The organism is Achromobacter xylosoxidans, assembly GCF_014490035.1.
Taxonomy (GTDB): domain Bacteria; phylum Pseudomonadota; class Gammaproteobacteria; order Burkholderiales; family Burkholderiaceae_B; genus Achromobacter; species Achromobacter bronchisepticus_A.
Window position 1 is genome coordinate 3,809,658 of record NZ_CP061008.1, and the last position, 20,608, is coordinate 3,830,265.

The window sequence follows — 20,608 nt, forward strand, 5'->3', positions numbered from 1 at the left end:
GGCCCGCGCCGCGCCCGCGCGTCAACCGCCGGCCGCGGCCTCCTTGTCCAGCCGCTTGATGAACACCTGCAACTCCTTCACCACCTGCTGATCGCCGCGCGCCTGCGCGGCCTGCAAGCCTGACTCCCAGGCGGCGCGCGCGCCGGCCTTGTCGCCTTGTCCCAGGCAAGCCTTGCCCAGCCATTTCCAGGCCACCGAATAGGCGGGATCGAACGCCAGCGCCGCGCGCAGATGGGTCTCGGCCTCGCGGAAGCAGTCTTGCTCCGCATAGGCCTTGCCCAGCGAAAAGCGCAACAGCATGTTGTCCGTGCCCTTGGCCAGCATCGCCTCCAGGCGTTGGGTCATTCCTTCCATGGTCGGCCTCCTGCGGGCGCTCGTGCATTGCTGCGATGCGCACATGATAGGACGGCCGCGCCGCGATCCGCGCAAAGGCCCCGCGCCGCGCGCGGAGATGGGCGGGATGGCGCGGACATCCGCGCAGGTGTCCACGCAGAAACCCATTTCGGCGCGTTTCAATGCCGGGCCGGGGTGAATTCATTGGGGACTATCCTGTCTTACCTCAAGTTGCCTTCCGCAAGGTATCCGCCCCATGAAGCTCTTGTGCCTGCGCCTGCTGCGCGCCACGCCCCTGCTCCTGCCGCCGCTGGCGGCGACCGCGCTGGCTCAAGCGGAACCCGACAACCGGACGGGCGAAGCCGCCCTGGTCAACCGCGTGACCTGGGGCGCAACTCCTGCCGAGCTGGCCCGCATCCAGAAGATGGGACCCGAACGCTACCTGCAGGCGCAACTGCGCCCCGCCGCCGAAGGCAAGCTGCCGCCGGCGGTGCAGGAGCGCATCGACGCGCTCTCGATCTCGCAGCGCTCCGACGAGGACGCGCGCGCGACCCAGCTGGACATGCGCGCCGCGGCCAAAAAGCTGCCGCCGGACGAACAGCAGAAAGCCATGCGCGAAGCCCGCCAGTTTTCGCTGCAGCGGGCCGCGGAGGTCAACCAGCGCGCCGTGTGGCGCGCGTTGTATTCGGACAGGCAGTTGCAGGACCAGATGACCTGGTTCTGGATGAACCACTTCAATATCGACCTGCAGAAAGGCGACGTGGGCATCTTTCTTTCGCAATACGAAGACCAAGCCATCCGCCCGCATGCGCTGGGCAAGTTCGGCGACCTGCTGAAGGCCACCATGCGCGCGCCTGCCATGCTGATCTATCTGGACAATGCGCAGAATGTCGCCGGCAAGATCAACGAGAACTACGCGCGCGAGCTGATGGAACTGCATACGCTGGGCGTGGGCGGCGGATACACGCAGGCCGACGTGCAGGAACTGGCCCGCATCCTGACCGGCATGGGCGTCGCCGCCAAGCCCGAACCGCCCAAGGTCCGGCCGCAATGGCGTGCGCAGGTCGTGCAGGAAGGACTGTTTCTCTTCAACCCCGCGCGCCACGACCAGGGCGACAAGACGTTCCTGGGCCATCGCATCGCCGCGGCCGGGATTCGGGAAGTGGACGAGGCGGCCGATCTGCTGGCCCGCAGCCCGGCTACCGCCAGGCATGTCAGCGGCAAGCTCGCCGCCTACTTCGTGGGCGACAATCCGCCCGCGACGCTGGTCGGCAAGATGAGCAAGACCTTCCTCGCCGCCGACGGCGACATCGCCGCCACCCTGCGCACGCTGTTCGCGTCGCCGGAGTTCGCGGCCTCGCTCAAGACCGGCGTGTTCAAGGATCCCGTGCACTACGTCTATTCGTCGCTGCGGCTGGCCTATGGCGACATGCCGCCGATCCTGAATCCCCAGCCGGGCCTGGGTATGCTGAAGCAGCTCGGCCAGCCGCTGAACCAGCGCCTGACGCCTGACGGCTATCCGATGGGCAAGGCGGACTGGTCCGGGTCCGGGCAGATGGCCGTGCGCTTCGAGGTCGCCGGCGCGGTGGTTGGCGCGGCCAAGGCCCTGTATCAGGAGGACGGCGCCGCGCCGGCCAATCCGCCGCGCCTGCCGAACCTGCTGAAGGCAAACGAGGGCAACGGCCTGTTCGCCGGACTGTCGCCCGCCACGCGCGAGGCCATCGCGCAAGCAGGATCGTTCCGGGACGCCAACCTCTATCTGCTGGCCTCGCCTGAATTCATGCGCCGCTGAAGCGCCCGCAGGACAAGAACAAGGGAACGGATCATGGACCGCCGCCGCCTGTTGCAACTGATGGCCTCCGCACCGCTGGCGCTGGGCAGCAGCCGCTTGTACGCCGCCCCCGCCGCTTCCGGCAACCGCCTGCTGCTTGTCTTCATGCGCGGCGCCTACGACGCCGCCAGCCTGCTGGTGCCGGCCACGAGCGACTTCTATTACGAATCCCGGCCCAACATCGCCATTGCCCGCCCGGGCGGCGGCCCCGGCGCCGCCCTGCCCCTGAGCGACGGCTGGGCCCTGCACCCGGCACTGGCCGAAAGCCTGCTGCCCTACTACGAAAGGCGCCAACTCGCGTTCCTGCCGTTCGCCGGCACCGACGACACCAGCCGCAGCCATTTCGAAACCCAGAACAGCATCGAACTGGGGCAAGGCGCGAGCAAGGGCGGCGACTACCGTTCGGGCTTCCTGAACCGGCTCGCGGCGACGCTGAACACGGGCCGGACCCGACCCGCCGCATTCACCAGCGAGGTGCCGCAGATATTCCGCGGCGACGAACCCGTGCCCAACGTCGACCTGATCGGCGCCGCGCGCAAGTCGCGGCTGACGGCGGACGACAACCGCGTCATCGAGTCCATGTACCGGAACACCGATCTGCATGCCTCGGTCGCCGAGGGACAGCGCGTCATGGACGCGGCGCGCGAGGAGATCGACGCGGAAATGCAGGCCGCCAGCGGCAACGCCGTGTCGGCCGACAGGCTGGAACAGGAGGCGCGCCGCATCGCGCGCTTCATGACCGACCGCTACAACCTGGGTTTCGTCGACGTCGGCGGCTGGGACACCCACGTCGGCCAGGGCGCCGCCAGCGGCCTGTTGTCGAACCGCCTGGGCCAGTTGGGCCGGGCGCTGGCCGCCTATGCCGACGCCATGGGCCCGGCCTGGAAGCAGACCACGGTCGTGGTCATCAGCGAATTCGGCCGCACTTTCCGCGAGAACGGCAACAAGGGCACCGATCACGGCCACGGCACGGTCTACTGGATCATGGGCGGCAATGTGCGCGGCGGACGCATCGCGGGCCGCCAGGTGGAGGTCAAGCGCGAGACCCTGTTCCAGGACCGCGACTATCCCGTGCTGAATGAGTACCGCGCCGTGTTCGCCGGCCTGTTCTCGCGGCTGTACGGGTTGGACCGCGCGCGGCTGGCGCAGGTGTTTCCGGGCGTCGCGCCCGTGGACCTGAAGCTGGTCTAGCCTGCGCTAGAATTCCGTCCTTGCCCAGTCATTGCCGCCGCGGCCCTCCCTTTCGTCCCGGCCCTTCTCCCATGCCCCTGCACCTCATCGCGCTGGCCGCCGCCGCTTTCGGCATCGGCACCAGCGAGTTCGTCATCATGGGCCTCCTGCCCAACGTCGCCCAGGACCTTCAAGTCAGCATCGACATCGCCGGCCTGCTGATCACCGGCTACGCCATGGGCGTGGTGATCGGCGCGCCCATCATGGCCATCATTACCGCCAGGCTGCCGCGCAAGGCCACGCTGATCGGCCTGGCCAGCACCTTCGTGGTGGGCAATCTGCTGTGCGCGCTGGCGCCGAATTACGGCTTGCTGATGGCCGCGCGCGTGTTCACCGCGTTCTGCCATGGCGCCTTCTTCGGCCTGGGCGCGGTGGTGGCCGCGGACCTGGTGGCGCGCAACCAGCGCGCCAGCGCCATCGCGCTGATGTTCACCGGCCTGACGCTGGCCAATGTGCTGGGCGTACCGCTGGGCACGGCGCTGGGTCAGGTGGCCGGCTGGCGCTCGACGTTCTGGGTGGTCAGCGGCATCGGTTTGCTGGCCGTGGCCGCGCTGGCTGCGTGGCTGCCGGCGCGCATCCCCATGCAGCCCGGCAACATCCTGCGCGAATTCAAGGTGCTGCGCGACGCGCGCGTGGTCTGGCCGCTGGCCGCCAGCGTGCTTGCCTCCGCAGCGCTGTTCTGCGTGCTGACCTACATCGCGCCGCTCTTGCGCGAAGTGACCGGCGTGTCCGAACGCGGCGTCACCGGCGTGCTGCTGCTCTTCGGCGTGGCGCTGACGGTGGGCAGCACCCTGGGCGGCAAACTGGGCGACCGCAACCTGGAAGTGTCGTTGCGCCGCATCTTCATTGGCCTGCTGCTGGTGTTCCTTGCGCTCAGCCAGGCCATCCACGCGCTGGCCCCCATGCTGGTCATGACCTTCATCTGGGGCGTGCTGGGCTTTGCCGTCGTGCCGTTGCTGCAGACGCTGATCGTGGACCAGGCGGCCGACGCGCCCAACCTGGCGTCGACCCTCAATCAAGGCGCATTCAACCTGGGCAATGCGGGCGGCGCCTGGCTGGGCAGCGTGGCGCTGGGCCACGGCCTGCCGCTGACGGACCTGCCCTGGATGTCGGCCGGCATCACCGCCGCCGTCCTGCTGCTGACCTTGTGGGGTACGCGCTACTACGGCCGCGACGCCGGGGCTACACTCGCTGGACAACAAGCCGGCGCGCTGACGCCCTCGCGTTCGGACGCCTAAGGAGCCCGCATGAGCACCCTCTACGATTTTTCCGCCCGCGCCATCGACGGCACGGAACAGTCCCTGGACACCTACCGCGGCCGCGTGCTGCTGGTGGTGAACGTGGCCTCCAAATGCGGCTTCACGCCGCAGTACGCCGGCCTGGAAGAACTCTACCGCTCGTTCCACGACGACGGCTTCGCGGTGCTGGGCTTTCCTTGCGACCAGTTCGGCCACCAGGAACCCGGCGACGAAGCCGAAATCCGCAATTTCTGCAGCACGCAGTACGACATCACCTTCCCGCTCTACGCCAAGATCAACGTCAACGGCGAGGACGCCCATCCGCTGTACCGCTGGCTCAAGGGCGAGAAGCCCGGCGTCTTCGGCACTGAGGGCATCAAGTGGAACTTCACCAAGTTCCTGGTGGGCCGCGACGGCCAGGTCATCAAGCGCTACGCGCCCACCGACACGCCGGCCGGCATCAAGGACGACATCGAAAAGGCGCTGTCCGCGCCGGTCTGAGCCGCGCGTCAGCGCAGCGGCGGCAACCGGCGGCGCACCGTGTGCGACTTGACGATGGCGGTGTTGGTTTCGGCGTATTCGGTCACGCGCTCCAGGATGCCGTCCAGATGCGAGATCGAGCGCAGCACCACGCGGGCGATGAAGCAATCGTCGCCCGTTACCTTGTCGCATTCCACGAATTCCGGGATTTCCTGGATCAGGCCTTCCACGTGGCGTAGCTGCCCGGGCAAGGGGCGGATGCGGACGATGGCCTCCAGCGCGTAGCCCAGCGCCACCGGGTCCACGTCCAGGGTATAGGCGCGGATCACGCCCGACTCTTCCAGCCGCCGCAAGCGGTCCGCGACGCTGGGCGCGGACATCCCGACCTGGCGCGCCAGGTCGGCCGTGGTGGTGCGCGCATTGGCCGTCAGCGTCTCCACCAGGCGGCGGTCGATGCCGTCCAGGACCGGGCTTTCACTTTTTAGGTCGTTTTGCATAAATTCCACCTAAACAAAGGTTTCGGAATCGATTCACCACATCAACATCATATAACCAGCTTGATCCGCCTGGGATAATTTCTCCATCGAACATCGCGGCCGCACGGCCCTGGAGAACCCTCATGAATCCCTCATCAGAACGCGTGGGCCTGGCCCAGATGGCCGCGGCGATGACCCTGTCCGGTACCCTGGGCGTGTTTGTGCTGGAGTCGGGGCAAAGCGCCTGGAACGTGGTTTTCTTCCGCTGCGTGTTCGGCGCCCTCTCCCTGTTCCTGTATTGCTGGGCGCGCGGCCTGCTCAAGCCGGGCCTGTTCACCGCCCGCACGCTGGCGCTGGCCCTGGCCGCGGGCGCCGCGCTGGTGCTGAACTGGGTGCTGCTGTTTTCCGCCTACCGGCTGGCGTCCATTTCGCTGGCCACCGCGGTCTACAACGTGCAGCCCTTCTTCCTGATCGGCCTGGGCGTGCTGTTCCTGGGCGAACGGCCCACGCGCGGCAAGCTGGCCTGGTCCGTGCTGGCCTTCGCCGGCCTGATGCTGGTGCTGCGCCTGTCCGACGCGGGCGGCGCGGACGGCCGGGCCTACCTGTCGGGGCTGATGCTGGGGCTGGGCGCGGCGGCGCTCTATGGCGTCACCGCCATCATCGTCAAGCGGCTCAAGCACATTCCGCCGCAGGTGCTGGCGCTGGTGCAGGTGACGCTGGGCGCGGTGATGCTGCTGCCCATGGCGGACTTCAACGCCCTGCCCGCCGCGCCCCTGCAATGGAGCTATCTGGTGGCGCTGGGGCTGATCCACACCTGCCTGATGTACATCCTGATGTACTCGGCCATCCAGAAGCTGCCGACCACGTCCACCGCCGCGTTGAGCTTCATCTATCCCGCCGTCGCCATCCTGCTGGACTTCGTGGTCTACGGACACCGCATGGACGCCACGCAGATCGCGGGCGTGGCCATGATCTTCCTGGCGGCGGCGGGCGTGAGCCTGAACTGGAGCTGGCGCCTGCCGGGGCGGCCGCGCGCGGGCACGGCCTGAATGCGGGCCGCGGCATGGGCAAGCCCCGGGCCGCCACCGGGGCAAACCCGTACCCGCCCCCCGGTTATTGGGGCCGGCGCCAACCCGGCCCCGCTATCATGGCTTTTCCCTGCGCCGGCCGCCGCCGGCGCAACGCACAGGACATCCCATGATCGATCTCTACTACTGGACCACCCCCAACGGCCACAAGATCACGCTGTTCCTCGAAGAAACCGGCCTGCCCTACAAGATCCATCCGGTGAACATCGGCCGCGGCGATCAGTTCAAGCCCGAGTTCCTGGCGATCGCGCCGAACAACCGCATTCCGGCGATCGTCGACCAGGCCCCGGCCGGCGGCGGCGCGCCGATCTCGCTGTTCGAGTCGGGCGCCATCCTGCTGTACCTGGCCGAGAAGACCGGCCGCTTCCTGCCCGCCGACCTGCGCGGCCGCGCCGAAGTGTCGCAATGGCTCTTCTGGCAGATGGGCGGCCTGGGTCCCATGGCCGGCCAGAACCACCACTTTTCCGGCTACGCGCAAGAGCGCATTCCTTACGCCATCGACCGCTACGTCAAGGAAACCAACCGTCTCTACGGCGTATTGAACAAGCGCCTGGCGGACCGCGAATTCGTCGCCGGCGACTATTCCATCGCCGACATGGCGGCCTACCCCTGGATCGTGCCGCACGCCAAGCAGGGCCAGGACCTGAACGAGTTCCCGCACCTCAAGCGTTGGTTCGACGCCATTGCGGCCCGCCCCGCCACGCAGCGCGCCTATGCCCTGGCCGACACCATCAATACGGCGCCCTCCGTCAGCGACGAGGAATCGCGCCGCATCCTGTTCGGCCAGACCGCCCAGAACACCGCCCGCTGAAGGAGCCGCCATGCCCGACCCGCAACTGGTTTTCCGCCGCGCGCGCCTGGGGGATCTGCCGGGCATCGTCGCCCTGCTGGCCGATGACGAGCTCGGCGCCACGCGCGAGAATCCCGCGCTGCCGCTGGACCCGCGCTATGCTGCCGCCTTTGCCGCAATCGGCCAGGATTCCAATCAATTCCTGGCCGTGGTCGAGCAGGACTCGCAACTGGTCGGCTGTTTGCAGTTATCGTTCATACCCGGCCTGTCGCGGCTGGGCCAGTGGCGCGGGCAGATCGAGAGCGTGCGCATCGCCTCGTCCTCGCGCGGCGCCGGCCTCGGACGCAGGATGTTCGAGTGGGCGATCGAGCAATGCCGCACCCAGGGCTGCAGCCTGGTGCAGCTGACCACCGACCGCGCCCGCCCCGATGCGCGCAGGTTCTATGAGAGCCTGGGCTTCAAGGCCAGCCACGACGGCATGAAGCTCAGCCTGTAGTTTTTCAGTACTGATTTGGAAGGAACGCCCATGCATGGCGAATACAAAGTCCCCGGCGGCAAACTGGTCGTCGCGGATCTGGAAGTGCGCGACGGCCGCCTGGCCGACGTGCGCATCAGCGGCGACTTTTTTCTTGAACCGCCCGAGGCCCTGGACGCCATCAACAGCGGCCTGAACGGCCTGCCGGCCGATGCCGGCGAACTGGAACTGGCGCTGGCCGTGCAGTCGGCGCTGCCCGCCGATGCCGAAATGTTCGGCTTCTCGGCCGAGGCCGTCGCCGTGGTGCTGCGGAGGGCGCTGGCATGACGCGCACCGACTGGAACGACTACGACTGGCAACTGATCCATGAAGGGCCGCAAGACCCGGTGCTGCACATGGCGCTGGACGCCGTCATCACCGACGAGGTCGGCGCCGGCCTGCGCCCGCCCACCCTGCGCATCTGGGAATGGGCGGCGCCCGCGGTCGTGATCGGCCGCTTCCAATCGCTCAAGAACGAAGTCGACCCCGACGGCGCGCGCCGCCACGGCATCCAGGTCGTGCGCCGCGTCAGCGGCGGCGGCGCGATGTTCATGGAGCCCGGCAACTCCATCACCTATTCGCTCAGCGCCCCGCAGGCGCTGGTGCACGGCATGAGCTTCCAGGAGTCCTACGCCTTCCTGGACGCCTGGGTGCTGACCGCCTTGCAGGGCCTGGGCATCAAGGCCTGGTACCAGCCGCTCAACGACATCGCCTCGGACATCGGCAAGATCGGCGGCGCGGCGCAGGCCCGCCGCGGCGGCGCGGTGCTGCACCACGTCACCATGTCCTACGACATCGACGCGGATAAAATGGTCGAGGTCCTGCGCATCGGCCGCGAAAAACTGTCCGACAAAGGCACCACCAGCGCCAAGAAGCGCGTCGATCCCTTGCGCACCCAGACCGGGCTGGCGCGGGAAGTGATCATTGACCGCATGGTGGAAACTTTTGCCGGCCTGCACCGTCTCACCCCCGGGCAGATAGGCAGCGACACGCTGGCGCGCGCGCAAGCGCAGGCGGCCGAGAAGTTCTCCACGCCCGAATGGACCGGCGTGGTGCCCTGAACGGCCGCGCCCCGATTTTCTGGAGGTAGTTTCAATGCGTCGCACATTCACGCCGCAAGGCGCGATAAGCGGTCTCATCCTGGGCGCGGCCCTGCTGGCGCTGGCGGGCTGCGGCAGCACGCCGCCCGCCGACATCACCCTGGCCGCGCAGGCGCCGGCCTCGGCGTCCACGCCGGAAAAAGTCGGCGACCTGTCCACCGAGCGCATCAAGTGGGCATCCAGCAAACCGGGCTGCGAGGGCGATTGCCCCCGCATCGAAATCGACAGCGTCGCGTTTCCAGGCATACCCAAGCTGACCGCGCTGGTGGACCACGTGCTGGCCTACATGACCGGCACCGACGCCAACCGCCGCGGCCCTTACGACACGCTGTCCGAATACACGCAGTATTTCTGGTCGGTCGCGCGTCCGCGCGACGCCACCTATTTCAAGGCCAGCGTGAAGGACACGGTGGGTGACGTCGTGGCCGTGGAACTGCACACCGAACAATTCATCACCGGCGCCGCGCACGGCATTCCGGCCACCCAGTACCTGAACTGGGAACGCAGCCGCGGCCGCGTGATGAGCCTGGAAGAAGCCTTGATACCGGGGCGCCATCCGCAATACGTGGCGGCGCTGCGCCAGGCGCACGCCAAGTGGCTGGCCGGCAATCCGGACGCGCGCCGCGATCCGGCGGCCTACAACAAGATGTGGCCGTTCCAGGAAAGCGACAACTACGCGTTGACGCGCGACGGCATCGTGGTCAAGTACGACGCCTATTCCATCGCGCCGTATTCGCACGGCGAACCCGAGCTGAGCATTCCCTATGCGGAACTGCGCGGGATCCTGAAGCCGGAACTGCTGCCGGCTTCGTAGGCCGCCCCCGGAAGCGCCCGCGGCCTGCGCGGGCGCTCCCTGCGGCAGCGAACCGGGGTTCGGTTGAGCGGACTGAGGATGGAGCTAGGGAGGTGGCCGCTTTTTTCGCGTCTGTGGCCGGGTAAGACGCCCAGTCCGCTCAGTGCAACCGCGGCGGCAGGACGGCGCCCACGCGCCGCCCTTGCGCGCCTCTCGTCTTAGAAGCGGTGACGCACGCCCACCATGGCCACCGTGCTCTTCACGCCGTCGGTGAACGCGAAGTTGGTGGCATACGAACCCAAGGCGTACAGGTTGGTGCGCTTGGACAGGTTGTAGGTGTAGCCCAGGCTGTAGATGTTCATGGTGGCGTCGTCGCCGGTCAGCTTGGTGCTGTCCGTGTCGGCGCGCTGCCACGACGCCAGGAGGTTGCTGGCGCCGCCGATCGGCACGCTCAGGCCCACCAGGTAGGAATTGGCCTTGAAGCCCGACACCGCGACGTTGGTGCCAAAACCCTTGGCCGTGGGGCTGCCGCTGCCGAAGGCATTGGCGCCCTGGCCGGTGAACCAGCCGTCACGCGTCTGGCCGTAGGCCAGCGCCAGCTTCAGCACTTCGAAATCGTACGAACCGCCGATCATCCACGACTTGGGCGTGGCGTCGGCGTTCAACTGGTTCGCCGGGTTCAGCTGGTCATACGTCAGCGCCACGTTCACCGGGCCGCTGACATAGCGCAGGCCGGTGGTGATGGCGCGGGTGTTGTCGGCGGTCTTGAAGCCGGTCTGCGCGGTGGTCGTGTCGGAAGCATTGAACGAATAGCCGATGCCGAACTGCAGGCCGCTGAACGACGGCGTCGAGTACTGCACCATGTTGTCGTAGCGGACCGTGTTGGCGGCGCTGAAGGCCACGCCGACGTTGGCCTGGCCGTAGCTGCCGCCGAACGGATCGATCGCGGCGAAGTACTTCGAGGCGATGTTGGTCTGACGACCCAGTTCCAGAAGGCCCCACGAGGTGCTCTTCAGGCCGATGGTGGCTTGGCGGCCGAACAGGCGGCTGTTTTGGCCCGACGTGCCGTTGGCCGAGTTGAAACCGCTTTCCAGCGTGAACACGGCGCTCAGGCCATCGCCCAGGTCCTCGGCGCCGCGCAGGCCCCAGCGCGAACCGCTGGACACGCCATTGACCATGCCAACCTTGGACTCATGGTAACCGTCGCCCTTGATGCGCTGGTAGCCGATACCCGTATCGATCAGGCCGTAGAGCGTCACCGAGGTTTCCGCTTGCGCCGTTGCGCCGAAGGCAGCCAGCATCGCGGTGACGAACAAAGTCTTTTTCATTGCAAATTCCCATTGATTGAACAGACATGCGCATCCGGGCTGGCACGCATCGCGTGCGGCGCGCTCGGCGCATGGCAGGAACGAATTCTAGGGACGCAATGTGTCAGTTCTGGTTACGCAAGCTGGGAAAATCCCTAGGCTGCAAAAAAGCGCCCGGGATGTGGCGCACCGCCGACAGCCCGCATGCCATCGCGCGGCGCCCGCAAGCCTGCAATACCGGTGTGCTATTCGTGCGCGTTGCGCTTGCGGACGCGCAAATGGAAATCGCCCCTTGCGGGGCGATTTCCGTTTTTGTCTCCCTGCCCTCCTCGGCGCGGCGTCCGGGGACGCCCCGCCGTATCCGGTATCAGGGGTACAGGCCGCGCACCTGGCGCGCTTGCAGGATGCGCGTGCAAGCGACGATGAACGCCGCCGTGCGCAGCGTGACCTTGTGTTCCTTGGCCACTTGCGACACCGACGCGTAGGCTTCGCGCATCAGGCGCTCCAGGCGCTGGTTGATCTCGTCCTCGCTCCAGAAGAAGCTGGAGAAGTCCTGCACCCATTCGAAGTAGCTGACCGTCACGCCGCCAGCGTTGGCCAGCACGTCCGGCACCACGTACACGCCGTGTTCGGCCAGGATGTCGTCCGCTTCCGGCGTGGTCGGGCCGTTGGCGCCTTCCACCACGATCTTCGCGCGCACCTTGGCGGCGTTGTCGGCGGTGATCTGGCTTTCCAGGGCGGCCGGGATCAGGAATTCGGTTTCCAGCGTCCAGAATTCAGCCTTGTCCATGGCCTGGCCGCCGGAGAAGCCGCCCACGCCGCCATGCTGCGACACGTAGGACAGCAGCTTGTGCACGTCCAGGCCCGCCGGATTGTGGACGGTGCCGGTGTGGTCCTGCGCGGCGATGACCTTGGCGCCGGCTTCATGGAACAGACGGGCGGCGGTGCCGCCCACGTTGCCGAAGCCCTGCACCACCACGCGCGCCTTGGACACGTCGATGTTGAGGTCGCGCGCGGCTTCGCAGCCCACCACGAACACGCCGCGGCCGGTGGCCTCGACGCGGCCCAGGCTGCCGCCCAGCGCGATCGGCTTGCCGGTGACCACGCCCGTGGCGGTGGCGCCTTCGTTCATGGAGTACGTGTCCATCATCCAGGCCATGGTCTGGGCGTTGGTGTTCACGTCGGGCGCCGGGATGTCCTTGGACGGTCCGATGATGACGCCGATTTCCGAGGTGTAGCGGCGCGTCATGCGCTCGAGTTCGGAGGCCGACAGCTTGCGCGGATCGACGCGCACGCCGCCCTTGGCGCCGCCGTAGGGCAGGTTCACCGCGGCGTTCTTGATCGACATCCAGGCCGCCAGCGCCATCACTTCGGAGAGCGTGACGTCCTGGTGGAAACGCACGCCGCCCTTGCCGGGGCCGCGCGAGGTGTTGTGCTGGACGCGGTAGCCCTCGAAGTGGGCGATGCTGCCGTTGTCGAGTTCGATCGGCACGTCGACGATCAGGGAACGCTTCGGGCGCTTCAGGGTCTCGACCCAACGCGCCAGCGAACCAAGATACGGGGTGACCCGGTCGACTTGTTGCAGGTAGTTGCCCCAGGGACCGAGGTCCTCGGCGTTCAGATAAGACGGCAATGCGTGGGTGGGAGTTTGAGACATGAGCTGGCTCTCCTGACAAAGTTGCGCCATTTTATCCACGAAAGTTATAGCGTCCCCATTTAAAACGAAAATATTTTAATTAGGGACATATAACTGTTGCGGCGGTTGAACGGGCCGCAAACCCAAGCCTGATGCTGCCCTTATCCTAAGCCGCCAAATCGGCAGCGTCCAGCCTGCCAGCCATAAGCCGCAAGCCCTTCCGCCCGCCATAAGGGGGATGAAAAACGGGGCGGTTTCCTCCCAGGAAACCGCCCCGCCCGATCCTGCTCCCATCCGAAGGATGAGGCGCCGGTCCGCTCAATCGTTCAACAACTGCCAGGCCAGGCGGGCGGCCGCCCGCGCGCCATGGCCGTCCTGGTCGAAACGCGGGTTGAACTCCGCCATGTCGGCCAGGCGCAGCTTGCCGCTGGCCTTGACCCGCAGCACGATTTCCTCGATCACCGGCAGCGGCACCCCATAGGGCGCCGGCGCCGACACCCCGGGCATGACCGCCGCGGGCAGCACGTCCAGGTCGATGGTCAGGTAGACGTGGCGCGCCCGGGCCAGCAAGGCGTCGACGTTGGCCAGGCGCGCCGCCAGGTGGCGCTCCTGCATGTCGCGGTCCTCGACCCAGACGGCGCCGACTTCAGCGGCGCGCGCATACAGCGCCGGCGTGTTGGCCAGCCGCGATACGCCCAGGCAGGCATATTGCAGGGCCCGCCCGCGTTCCTCGCAATAGCGCGAAATCTGGTCGAACGGCGTGCCGGAGCTGCCGGGCCGTCCGGTGCGCAGGTCGAAGTGCGCGTCCAGGTTCAGCACCAGCACGGGTTCCGTGTCACCGCGGGCGTCCAGCCAGCGCGCCAGCCCCTGGAAGCTGCCCCAGGCGATCTCGTGGCCGCCGCCCAGCACCAGCGGGCGGGCGCCCTGCTCCATCAGCTCCGCCACGCGCAGGCCCAACTGTTCCTGGGCGTCTTCGAGCCGGTCGCCTTCGCAGGCCACGTCGCCCGCGTCCAGCAGGCGCGTGAGGCCGTGAGCCGGCAGGCCCGCCAGGAACTTGCGGATGGCCGACGGCCCTTCGGCCGCGCCGATGCGGCCCTGGTTGCGGGCCACGCCGGCGTCGCAGGCAAAGCCCAGCAGCACCGCCTCGCCTTTGCGGGCTTGGCCGGCGGCCGCTTCGACGATATGCGCCAGGCGGCGCGTGTCGCCTTGTTCGGCGCTGTCGTCGCGGGCCTTCCACAAGCTTCGGTCGAATTGCGCCACGCTCATGCCGCCCCCTGCCCCGCGTTCAGCACCGCCTGCAGGAACTCGCGGGTGCGCGGTTCGCGCGGTTGGGTGAAGATCACGTCGGGCGAGCCGGACTCCAGGATCACGCCGCCGTCCATCACCGCCACCACGTCGGCCACGTCGCGGGCGAAACCCATTTCGTGCGTGACCACCATCATGGTCATGCCTTCCTTGGCCAGCAGCTTCATGACCTGCAGCACTTCACCCACCAACTCCGGGTCCAGCGCCGAGGTCGGCTCGTCGAACAGCATGACCTTGGGCTGCATGGCCAGCGCGCGCGCGATGGCGACGCGCTGCTTCTGCCCGCCGGACAGGCTGGCCGGCATGGCCGACATCTTCTGGCCCAGGCCGACCTTGTCCAGCAGGTCCGCCGCCAGCGCGTGGGCTTCTTCGCGGCCCATGCCGCGCAGCTTGCGCGGACCGACCGTCACGTTGTCCAGCACCGACAGGTGCGGGAACAGGTTGAAGCCCTGGAACACCATGCCCACCTGCATGCGCAGCTGGTTGAGCTCGGCCTCGGGCAACAGCTTGCCGTGGTCCAGCAAGGTCTGGCCGCAGATGTCGATGGTGCCGGTCTGCGCCACTTCCAGCCCGTTGCAGCAGCGCAGCAAGGTGCTCTTGCCCGAACCGCTGGGCCCGATCACCACCACCACCTGGGACGGCAGCACGTCGAAGTCGATGCCGCGCAGGACTTCGTGGTCGCCGTAGGACTTGCGCAGGCCGCGGATGCGGATCATTTCTTGCGGGTCCGCGGCCCGGGTCGTAGCGGAGTTCATTGCGGAGTTCATTGCGGAGTTCATTGCACCATCCCTCCCGCGCGCAGGCGGTGTTCAACCTTGCGCAGCACCAGCATGGTGGCCGTGGTCAGGATCAGATAAATCAGCGCCACCACCAGATAGGTTTCCAGCGAGCGATAGGACACGCTGATGATCTTCTGGCCTTCATGCATCAGGTCGTGGATCGTCAAGAGCGACACCAGGGCCGAGTTCTTGATCAGCGCGATGAATTCATTGCCCAGCGGCGGGATCATGCGCACCACCGCCTGCGGCAGCACGATGATGCGCATGGCCTGGCCGGACGACATGCCCAGCGAGCGCGCCGCTTCGGTCTGGCCGCGGTCCACCGACTGGATCGCGCCGCGCACGATTTCGGACACGTAGGCGCCGGAATACATGCCCAGCCCCAGCACGCCGCAGGCGAACGCCGGCAGGGTGATGCCGAAATGCGGCAAGCCGAAGAACCAGATGAACAGCTGCACCAGCAGCGGCGTGCCGCGGAACAGCAGCAGGTAGACGCTGCACAGGTTGTAGATGACGTAGCGCTTGGGGTTCAGGCGCCCCACGCCCACCAGCAGGCCGATGACGCAGGCCAGCAGCAAGGCGCCCGCGGTCACCTCGACGGTGACCACGGCGCCATTGATCAGCGCGCCGAAGTCGGCAAAGACGGGAGAAAAATCCAGGTTCATTTCGCGGGGGCCTCGAACCACTTGTTGACGATGGCCTGGTAGCTGCCGTCGGCCTTGAGCTTCTGCAGCGCGGCGTTCAGTTCACGGGTCAGCTCGGGCTTGTTCTTGGGTACGGCGATGCCGTAGTCCTCGGTGGTGATCTGGTCGTTCAGCACCGTCAGGTCCGGCGTGCTCTGGGCGAACAGCTTGGCGGCGGGCTTGCCGGTCACGGCGGCTTCGGCGCGGCCGATCTGCACCAGGTTGAACATTTCCTGGTTCTTCTCGACTTCCACGCGCTGCACCGCCGGGTAGTGTTCCTTCAGATAGTTGACCGACTTGGTGCCGACCTGCACCGAGACCTTGCGGCCGTCCAGGTCCTTCAGCGTCTTGACCGGGCCGTCCTTCTTGGTCATCACGACCAGGCCGCCCGCGTAGTAGGGATCGGTGAAGTCCACCACCTTGGCGCGCTCGGGCGTGATGTAGATGGCGGACACGGCGATATCGGCGCGGCCGGCCTGCAGCGCGGGAATCAGGCCCTTGAAGTCGATGTCGATCCACTCGACCTTCTTGCCCATGGCGCCGGCCAGCGCTTCCACCAGTTCGATGTCGAACCCGGTGCGCTTGCCGTCCTTGACGAACTCCATCGGCGGGAAGGTCGCGTCGGTGACGGCGCGGATGGTTTCCTGGGCGAACGCCGGACCGGCGCTCCAGGCGAGGCCCAGCGTCAGGGCGGCGGTCAGCAGTGTGCGGCGAGTGGTCATGGTGGGTCCTCTATGGAATGGGGATACGGCGGTCGGGTGGGTATGGGTACGGCGTGGAATGGAAGAAGGCTGTTTCAATGAACCTGCAACTTCGCCGAGATGCGCCGGGCCGCGGCCACGGTCATTTCGGTCAATGCCTCGGGCCGCTGGGCGGCCCGGGTCGATGGCGCCATCAGCGTGATCGAGGCCACGGCCTGATTGGCGCGTTGAAAAATAGGGACGCTGACACCCCAGACGCCGGCATCGACTTCGCTGTCGGTGACGGCATAACCCTGGGCGCGGATGGCTTCCAGCTCGTGGCCCAACCGGCCGGCGTCCACGTCGGCCTCGGCCGCCAGATAAGCCAGCGCGGCCTGCTGCCGGGCCAGCGGCATGAAGGCCAGCAGCGACTTGGCCGAGGCGCCGCGCGCCAGCGGCAGGCCGCGCCCCTTGGTGAAGGAACAGCGCAGCGGATGCTGGCTTTCGATCATGTCCAGGCAGACCGCCTGGTCCTTGACCGCCACCAGCAGGCCTATGGTCTCGCCGGAGGCGGCGGCCAGCGCGGCCATGTCGGGCTGCGCTTCATGGATCAGGAACGAGGACTGGTCAAAGCCCCAGGCCAGCTGCACGCATAGCGGGCCGGGGCCGTATTCGCCGTCGTGCTCGGCGACAAAACCCCAGCGCTTGAGCAGCGCCACCTGGCGGTACAGGGTGCTTTGCGCCAGGCCGGTCTGCTCGGCCAACGCGGCGATGCTAAGGGGGCCGTCGTGCCTGGCCAAGGTGGCCAGCACATACAGCACGCGATCCGCGCCTGCCCCGACTGATAGATCCGCTTTCAACATGTGGCTCCAAGCTAACGGAGCGCAGATTATCAATTTTTGGTTCTTATCCAGGTTTTTATTCCCACTTTTTGAGAATAATTGGGGAAAACCCGGAAAATGACTGGATGGGCCGGAAGTACGGCCCATCCCCAAACACCGTCCACTCGCCGCGATTGCGGACTTGGCGAGCCCGGTCCCTAATCCAGCTTTGTGCCCGTCGACTTGATCAGCGCCGCCCACCACGCCGTATCGTTGCGAATCTGCTCGGCGAATTGAGCAGGACTGCCTCCGACGGGTTCCGCGCCCAGTTCCACCAGACGCTTTTTCATTTCCGGACTCGCCAACGCCTGCGTGACCGCTACATGCAGCCGCTCGATCACGGGTCCGGGCGTGCCGGCGGGCACCATCAAGCCCTTCCATGCGGTTACCACATAGTTATCCAGCCCGGCTTCCTTGGCGGTGGGCACATCCGGCATGGACTCCGCTCGCGCTTCGCTAGCCACAGCCAAGGCCCGCAGTTTTCCCGATTGCACATACGGCAACAACGGCGGCATGTTGTCGATCATCATGGTGATGTGCCCCGCCAGCAAGTCTGTGACGGCCGGGCCGGTACCCTTGTAGGGCACATGCAGCATTTCCGTTCCCGCCCGCTGATTGAGGAGTTCACCTGCCAGATGCGCTGGCGTACCCGTTCCTGGCGAGCCAAAACTCAGTTTTCCAGGATGGGACTTCGCATAGGCAATGAACTCCTTCAGGTTTCTTGCCGGGATCGAAGCATTGATCACCATCAGGTTGTAATCCTTGACCAATAGCGAAACGGGCGCGAGATCCGTCGCCGGCTTGTAGGGCATGTTGGAATACAGGCTGGGATTGATGACCGTCGGCCCGGCCGAAGCCAGCAACAACGTGTACCCGTCCGGCGCGGAACGTGCGACAAAATCGCCGCCAATGTTGCCGCTGGCCCCAGCCTTGTTCTCGACGATGACTGGCTTTCCCAGGTTCTCCGCCATTCTCTCTGCCAGCAGGCGAGCCAGGATATCCGCTGAACCGCCCGGCGAAAACGCCACCACCAAACGGATGGGTTTGGCCGGGTAGACGGCCTCGGCATGCGCAGACTGCAGCACAGCGGCAAAGCTGCACGCAAGCCCGAACGAGCGTAAAAGTGCTTTCCACATAACGTTTCCTGTTCTTTTAAAAGGACTGACCCGACGTACGGCCTGCGACGGCATACGCCAGACGCCTTACTGTTCTTTCAGGGCGGCGGCGTACGCCGCCCCCGCCTCGCTTTCACTGTCCGTCGCAAGATTCACCGTCACTTTCAATCCGCCGGCGTTGAACCGGAACGGCTTCTGATACGAAAAACTCACGGGAGCGCCGGCATCCTGTCCGCAGTTCAGCCCTGCGGTCGTGCCGTGCGTAGGCCAGGTCTTGGGGATCTCGACTTCGCCGATTTCATTGCCATCCGCCAGCAATACCGCTCGCCCGGCGTTCTTTCCCGTCCGGATGAAATGCAGCTCGACCTTGGCATCACCGGGCGGGGGCTGGTAGGGACCCTCAATACGATGCGTCAGCGACTCGGAGTACACGTACTCATAACAAAGCCGCCCGTCCTTCAGGTAGATCACGAAGCCGCCGAAATGGCTACCCCAGGCCAACAGCACGCCTCGCGGCGGCTCGTCGCCGACGGTGAATCGCGCTTCAACGGCATAGCTGCGATCCGTGATGTCGGGGGATTGCATTCTGTCTACCCGGGCCATATTGCTATGGAATTCATAGCACAGGGTCTGGTTCATCTTGAGCCGCTCGGCCGCCCGCTCCCAATCCCTGTCATCCAACGGCAGGACGCCATACCGGCCCGCCTGCTCCCACCAGAGGGCCACGAGCTCTTCAAGCTTCTGCGGATGCTGTTTGGCCAGATCGCAAGCCTCGGAGAAGTCTTCGGACAGGTGGTAAAGCTCCCATTGGTCCAGGTCGAAATCGCGCCCCTTCGGGTGCCGTGAAACCGCCTTCCAACCTTGATGCCAGATGGCGCGATCTCCCAGCAGCTCGAAAATCTGGGAGTCCTTCTTCGTCGGCGCCTGGACATCGGCGAACGTGTAATTCATGCCGACGCCATGCACCGGCAATTGCGACACGCCCTTGTATTGCCCGGGCACCTCGATGTTCATGATTTCGTATAGCGTCGGCGCAATGTCGATGACGTGGTGATATTGATGCCTCAGTACCCCCGGATCGGCAATATGTCCCGGCCAATGGATGATCAACGGTGCGCGGACCCCGCCTCCGTGCACGTTTTTTTTGTACCACTTCAAGGGAGTATTTGAGACTTGCGCCCAGCCGGTGGGGTAATGGTTGTACGCCAGCTCACTGCCGATCTTGTCCAGATGCGCAATGCCGACCTGCGGCGATTCCGTCTCGTAGACCATATGCTTGCGCAAGTTGATCGCCCCCGTGGGGCCGCCCTCGGGGCTTGCGCCGTTGTCGGAAAGCAATACGATCAGCGTATTGTCCAGTTGGCCGATGGCTTCCAGGTGATCGACGAGCCTGCCTACCTGATCGTCCGTGTGCTCCAGGAAACCCGCATAGGTTTCTTGAAGGCGCGCCAATAGCGTGCGCTCGTCCTCTGGAAACTCCGCCCATGGACGGACCCCAGGATTGAGCGGCGCAAGCGCCGTGCCGGGGGGCACGACGCCCAATTCCAGCTGCTTCTTGTGCCGCTGGGCGCGAATGACGTCCCAGCCGCAGTCGTACTTGCCCTTGTGGCGCTCGATGTACTCCTGGGGGACGTGATGAGGCCAGTGGCAGGCGCCAAACGCCAAGTACAGGAAGAACGGCCGCCCCTGGGCGGAACTGATGTGGTCCTTGATGTCGGTGATTGCGTGGTCGACCAGATCCGTGCTCAGGTGATAGTCGTCCGTCTTCTCGAGCTGGATAGGACGGTTGTCCTGGCATAGCTCAGGATTCCATTGATCCGTCAGCGCGCCGTGAAATCCGTACCAGCGGTTGAAACCTTTGCCTATGGGCCAGTTGTCGTGCGGGCCGGCCGCGCCGTAGTCGGCGATATTGGTCAAATGCCATTTCCCGACGGCGTAGCTGGAATAGCCATGCAAGCCCAGAACTTCGGGAACGGTGGCGGCATTTTTTCCGACCTGGCCCGTGTACCCGGGATAGCCGCTCGACCATTCCGCAATGATGCCCACCCCTGCCGCATGCGAGTTGCGGCCCGTCAACAGGCAGGCCCGTGTCGGCGAGCACATGGAAGTCACGTGAAAGTTCGAATAGTGGGCACCCTTCGCCGCCAGACGGTCCATGCGCGGCGTCGCAATCTCGGACCCATAGCATCCCAAATCAGCAAAGCCCACATCATCAAGCACGACAAATACGATGTTGGGGGCGTCCTTCGGAACGCGAACCTGCTCCGGCCACGATGGCGTCGAGTCTCGATACGTGCGGCCTATTTCGCCTTTGAATTCATCTTCGGATTTTTCCATTGCCATCCCTTG

Annotated in this window: 21 protein-coding genes; 10 read left to right on the forward strand and 11 right to left on the reverse strand. The window is 66.1% G+C overall.

Annotated elements, in window-relative coordinates:
- Positions 1-21 precede the first annotated feature (21 nt).
- On the reverse strand, positions 22-354 hold the full coding sequence (locus IAG39_RS17680) for a hypothetical protein (protein WP_118934194.1): 333 nt from the start codon (positions 352-354) through the stop codon (positions 22-24).
- Between the two features lie 235 nt (positions 355-589).
- Here IAG39_RS17680 and IAG39_RS17685 point away from each other — a divergent pair, with 235 nt between their 5' ends.
- From IAG39_RS17685 to IAG39_RS17700, 4 genes are all read left to right on the forward strand, one after another.
- Positions 590-2,125 carry a DUF1800 domain-containing protein gene (locus IAG39_RS17685; protein WP_118934190.1) on the forward strand — a complete coding sequence of 512 codons (1,536 nt, stop codon included), beginning with the start codon at positions 590-592 and terminating at the stop codon, positions 2,123-2,125.
- 33 nt (positions 2,126-2,158) lie between these two features.
- Entirely contained in the window at positions 2,159-3,355 is a 1,197-nt protein-coding gene (locus IAG39_RS17690) for a DUF1501 domain-containing protein (RefSeq protein ID WP_118934188.1), read from the forward strand.
- 71 nt (positions 3,356-3,426) lie between these two features.
- Positions 3,427-4,632 carry an MFS transporter gene (locus tag IAG39_RS17695; RefSeq protein ID WP_059380298.1) on the forward strand — a complete coding sequence of 402 codons (1,206 nt, stop codon included), beginning with the start codon at positions 3,427-3,429 and terminating at the stop codon, positions 4,630-4,632.
- 9 nt (positions 4,633-4,641) lie between these two features.
- On the forward strand, positions 4,642-5,133 hold the full coding sequence (locus tag IAG39_RS17700) for a glutathione peroxidase (RefSeq protein ID WP_059380299.1): 492 nt from the start codon (positions 4,642-4,644) through the stop codon (positions 5,131-5,133).
- Between the two features lie 8 nt (positions 5,134-5,141).
- Here IAG39_RS17700 and IAG39_RS17705 read toward each other — a convergent pair whose 3' ends face one another.
- Positions 5,142-5,609 (reverse strand): Lrp/AsnC family transcriptional regulator, encoded by a 468-nt coding sequence (locus IAG39_RS17705; RefSeq protein ID WP_059380300.1) that lies wholly within the window; start codon positions 5,607-5,609, stop codon positions 5,142-5,144.
- A gap of 122 nt (positions 5,610-5,731) precedes the next feature.
- Between IAG39_RS17705 and IAG39_RS17710 the strand changes: the two genes are divergently transcribed.
- The 6 genes from IAG39_RS17710 (at position 5,732) to IAG39_RS17735 (ending at position 9,894) form a co-directional block, all read left to right on the forward strand.
- Complete coding sequence (locus IAG39_RS17710; protein ID WP_059380301.1) at positions 5,732-6,637, forward strand: DMT family transporter; 906 nt, start codon at positions 5,732-5,734, stop codon at positions 6,635-6,637.
- A 148-nt stretch (positions 6,638-6,785) separates the two neighbouring features.
- Complete coding sequence (locus tag IAG39_RS17715) at positions 6,786-7,487, forward strand: glutathione binding-like protein (protein WP_059380302.1); 702 nt, start codon at positions 6,786-6,788, stop codon at positions 7,485-7,487.
- 10 nt (positions 7,488-7,497) lie between these two features.
- Entirely contained in the window at positions 7,498-7,962 is a 465-nt protein-coding gene (locus IAG39_RS17720; RefSeq protein WP_059380303.1) for a GNAT family N-acetyltransferase, read from the forward strand.
- Positions 7,963-7,992: 30 nt separating this feature from the next.
- Complete coding sequence (locus IAG39_RS17725) at positions 7,993-8,268, forward strand: lipoate protein ligase C-terminal domain-containing protein (protein WP_013393496.1); 276 nt, start codon at positions 7,993-7,995, stop codon at positions 8,266-8,268.
- On the forward strand, positions 8,265-9,041 hold the full coding sequence (locus tag IAG39_RS17730; protein WP_059380304.1) for a biotin/lipoate A/B protein ligase family protein: 777 nt from the start codon (positions 8,265-8,267) through the stop codon (positions 9,039-9,041). Before IAG39_RS17725 ends, IAG39_RS17730 begins: the two co-directional genes overlap by 4 nt.
- Before the next feature lie 34 nt (positions 9,042-9,075).
- Positions 9,076-9,894: an RsiV family protein gene (locus tag IAG39_RS17735; RefSeq protein ID WP_118934186.1), complete on the forward strand. Its 819-nt coding sequence runs from the start codon at positions 9,076-9,078 to the stop codon at positions 9,892-9,894.
- Positions 9,895-10,091: 197 nt separating this feature from the next.
- Here IAG39_RS17735 and IAG39_RS17740 read toward each other — a convergent pair whose 3' ends face one another.
- The 9 genes from IAG39_RS17740 to IAG39_RS17780 all read right to left on the reverse strand — a co-directional run bounded on the left by IAG39_RS17740 (position 10,092) and on the right by IAG39_RS17780 (position 20,596).
- Positions 10,092-11,201: a porin gene (locus IAG39_RS17740; RefSeq protein ID WP_118934184.1), complete on the reverse strand. Its 1,110-nt coding sequence runs from the start codon at positions 11,199-11,201 to the stop codon at positions 10,092-10,094.
- A gap of 346 nt (positions 11,202-11,547) precedes the next feature.
- Entirely contained in the window at positions 11,548-12,837 is a 1,290-nt protein-coding gene (locus IAG39_RS17745) for a Glu/Leu/Phe/Val family dehydrogenase (protein ID WP_059380307.1), read from the reverse strand.
- A gap of 297 nt (positions 12,838-13,134) precedes the next feature.
- On the reverse strand, positions 13,135-14,082 hold the full coding sequence (gene hutG, locus IAG39_RS17750) for a formimidoylglutamase (protein WP_059380308.1): 948 nt from the start codon (positions 14,080-14,082) through the stop codon (positions 13,135-13,137).
- Positions 14,079-14,837: an amino acid ABC transporter ATP-binding protein gene (locus tag IAG39_RS17755; RefSeq protein WP_165867946.1), complete on the reverse strand. Its 759-nt coding sequence runs from the start codon at positions 14,835-14,837 to the stop codon at positions 14,079-14,081. Before IAG39_RS17755 ends, hutG begins: the two co-directional genes overlap by 4 nt.
- Positions 14,838-14,896: 59 nt before the next feature.
- On the reverse strand, positions 14,897-15,565 hold the full coding sequence (locus IAG39_RS17760; protein WP_013393489.1) for an amino acid ABC transporter permease: 669 nt from the start codon (positions 15,563-15,565) through the stop codon (positions 14,897-14,899).
- Complete coding sequence (locus IAG39_RS17765) at positions 15,562-16,305, reverse strand: transporter substrate-binding domain-containing protein (RefSeq protein ID WP_013393488.1); 744 nt, start codon at positions 16,303-16,305, stop codon at positions 15,562-15,564. The genes IAG39_RS17760 and IAG39_RS17765 overlap by 4 nt, the downstream gene beginning before the upstream one ends.
- A 74-nt stretch (positions 16,306-16,379) precedes the next feature.
- Positions 16,380-17,126 carry an IclR family transcriptional regulator gene (locus IAG39_RS17770; protein ID WP_059380310.1) on the reverse strand — a complete coding sequence of 249 codons (747 nt, stop codon included), beginning with the start codon at positions 17,124-17,126 and terminating at the stop codon, positions 16,380-16,382.
- Between the two features lie 176 nt (positions 17,127-17,302).
- Entirely contained in the window at positions 17,303-18,280 is a 978-nt protein-coding gene (locus tag IAG39_RS17775) for a Bug family tripartite tricarboxylate transporter substrate binding protein (RefSeq protein WP_118934179.1), read from the reverse strand.
- 66 nt (positions 18,281-18,346) lie between these two features.
- Positions 18,347-20,596, reverse strand: coding sequence for an arylsulfatase (locus IAG39_RS17780; RefSeq protein ID WP_165867945.1), 2,250 nt, complete (start codon positions 20,594-20,596; stop codon positions 18,347-18,349).
- Positions 20,597-20,608 lie beyond the last annotated feature (12 nt).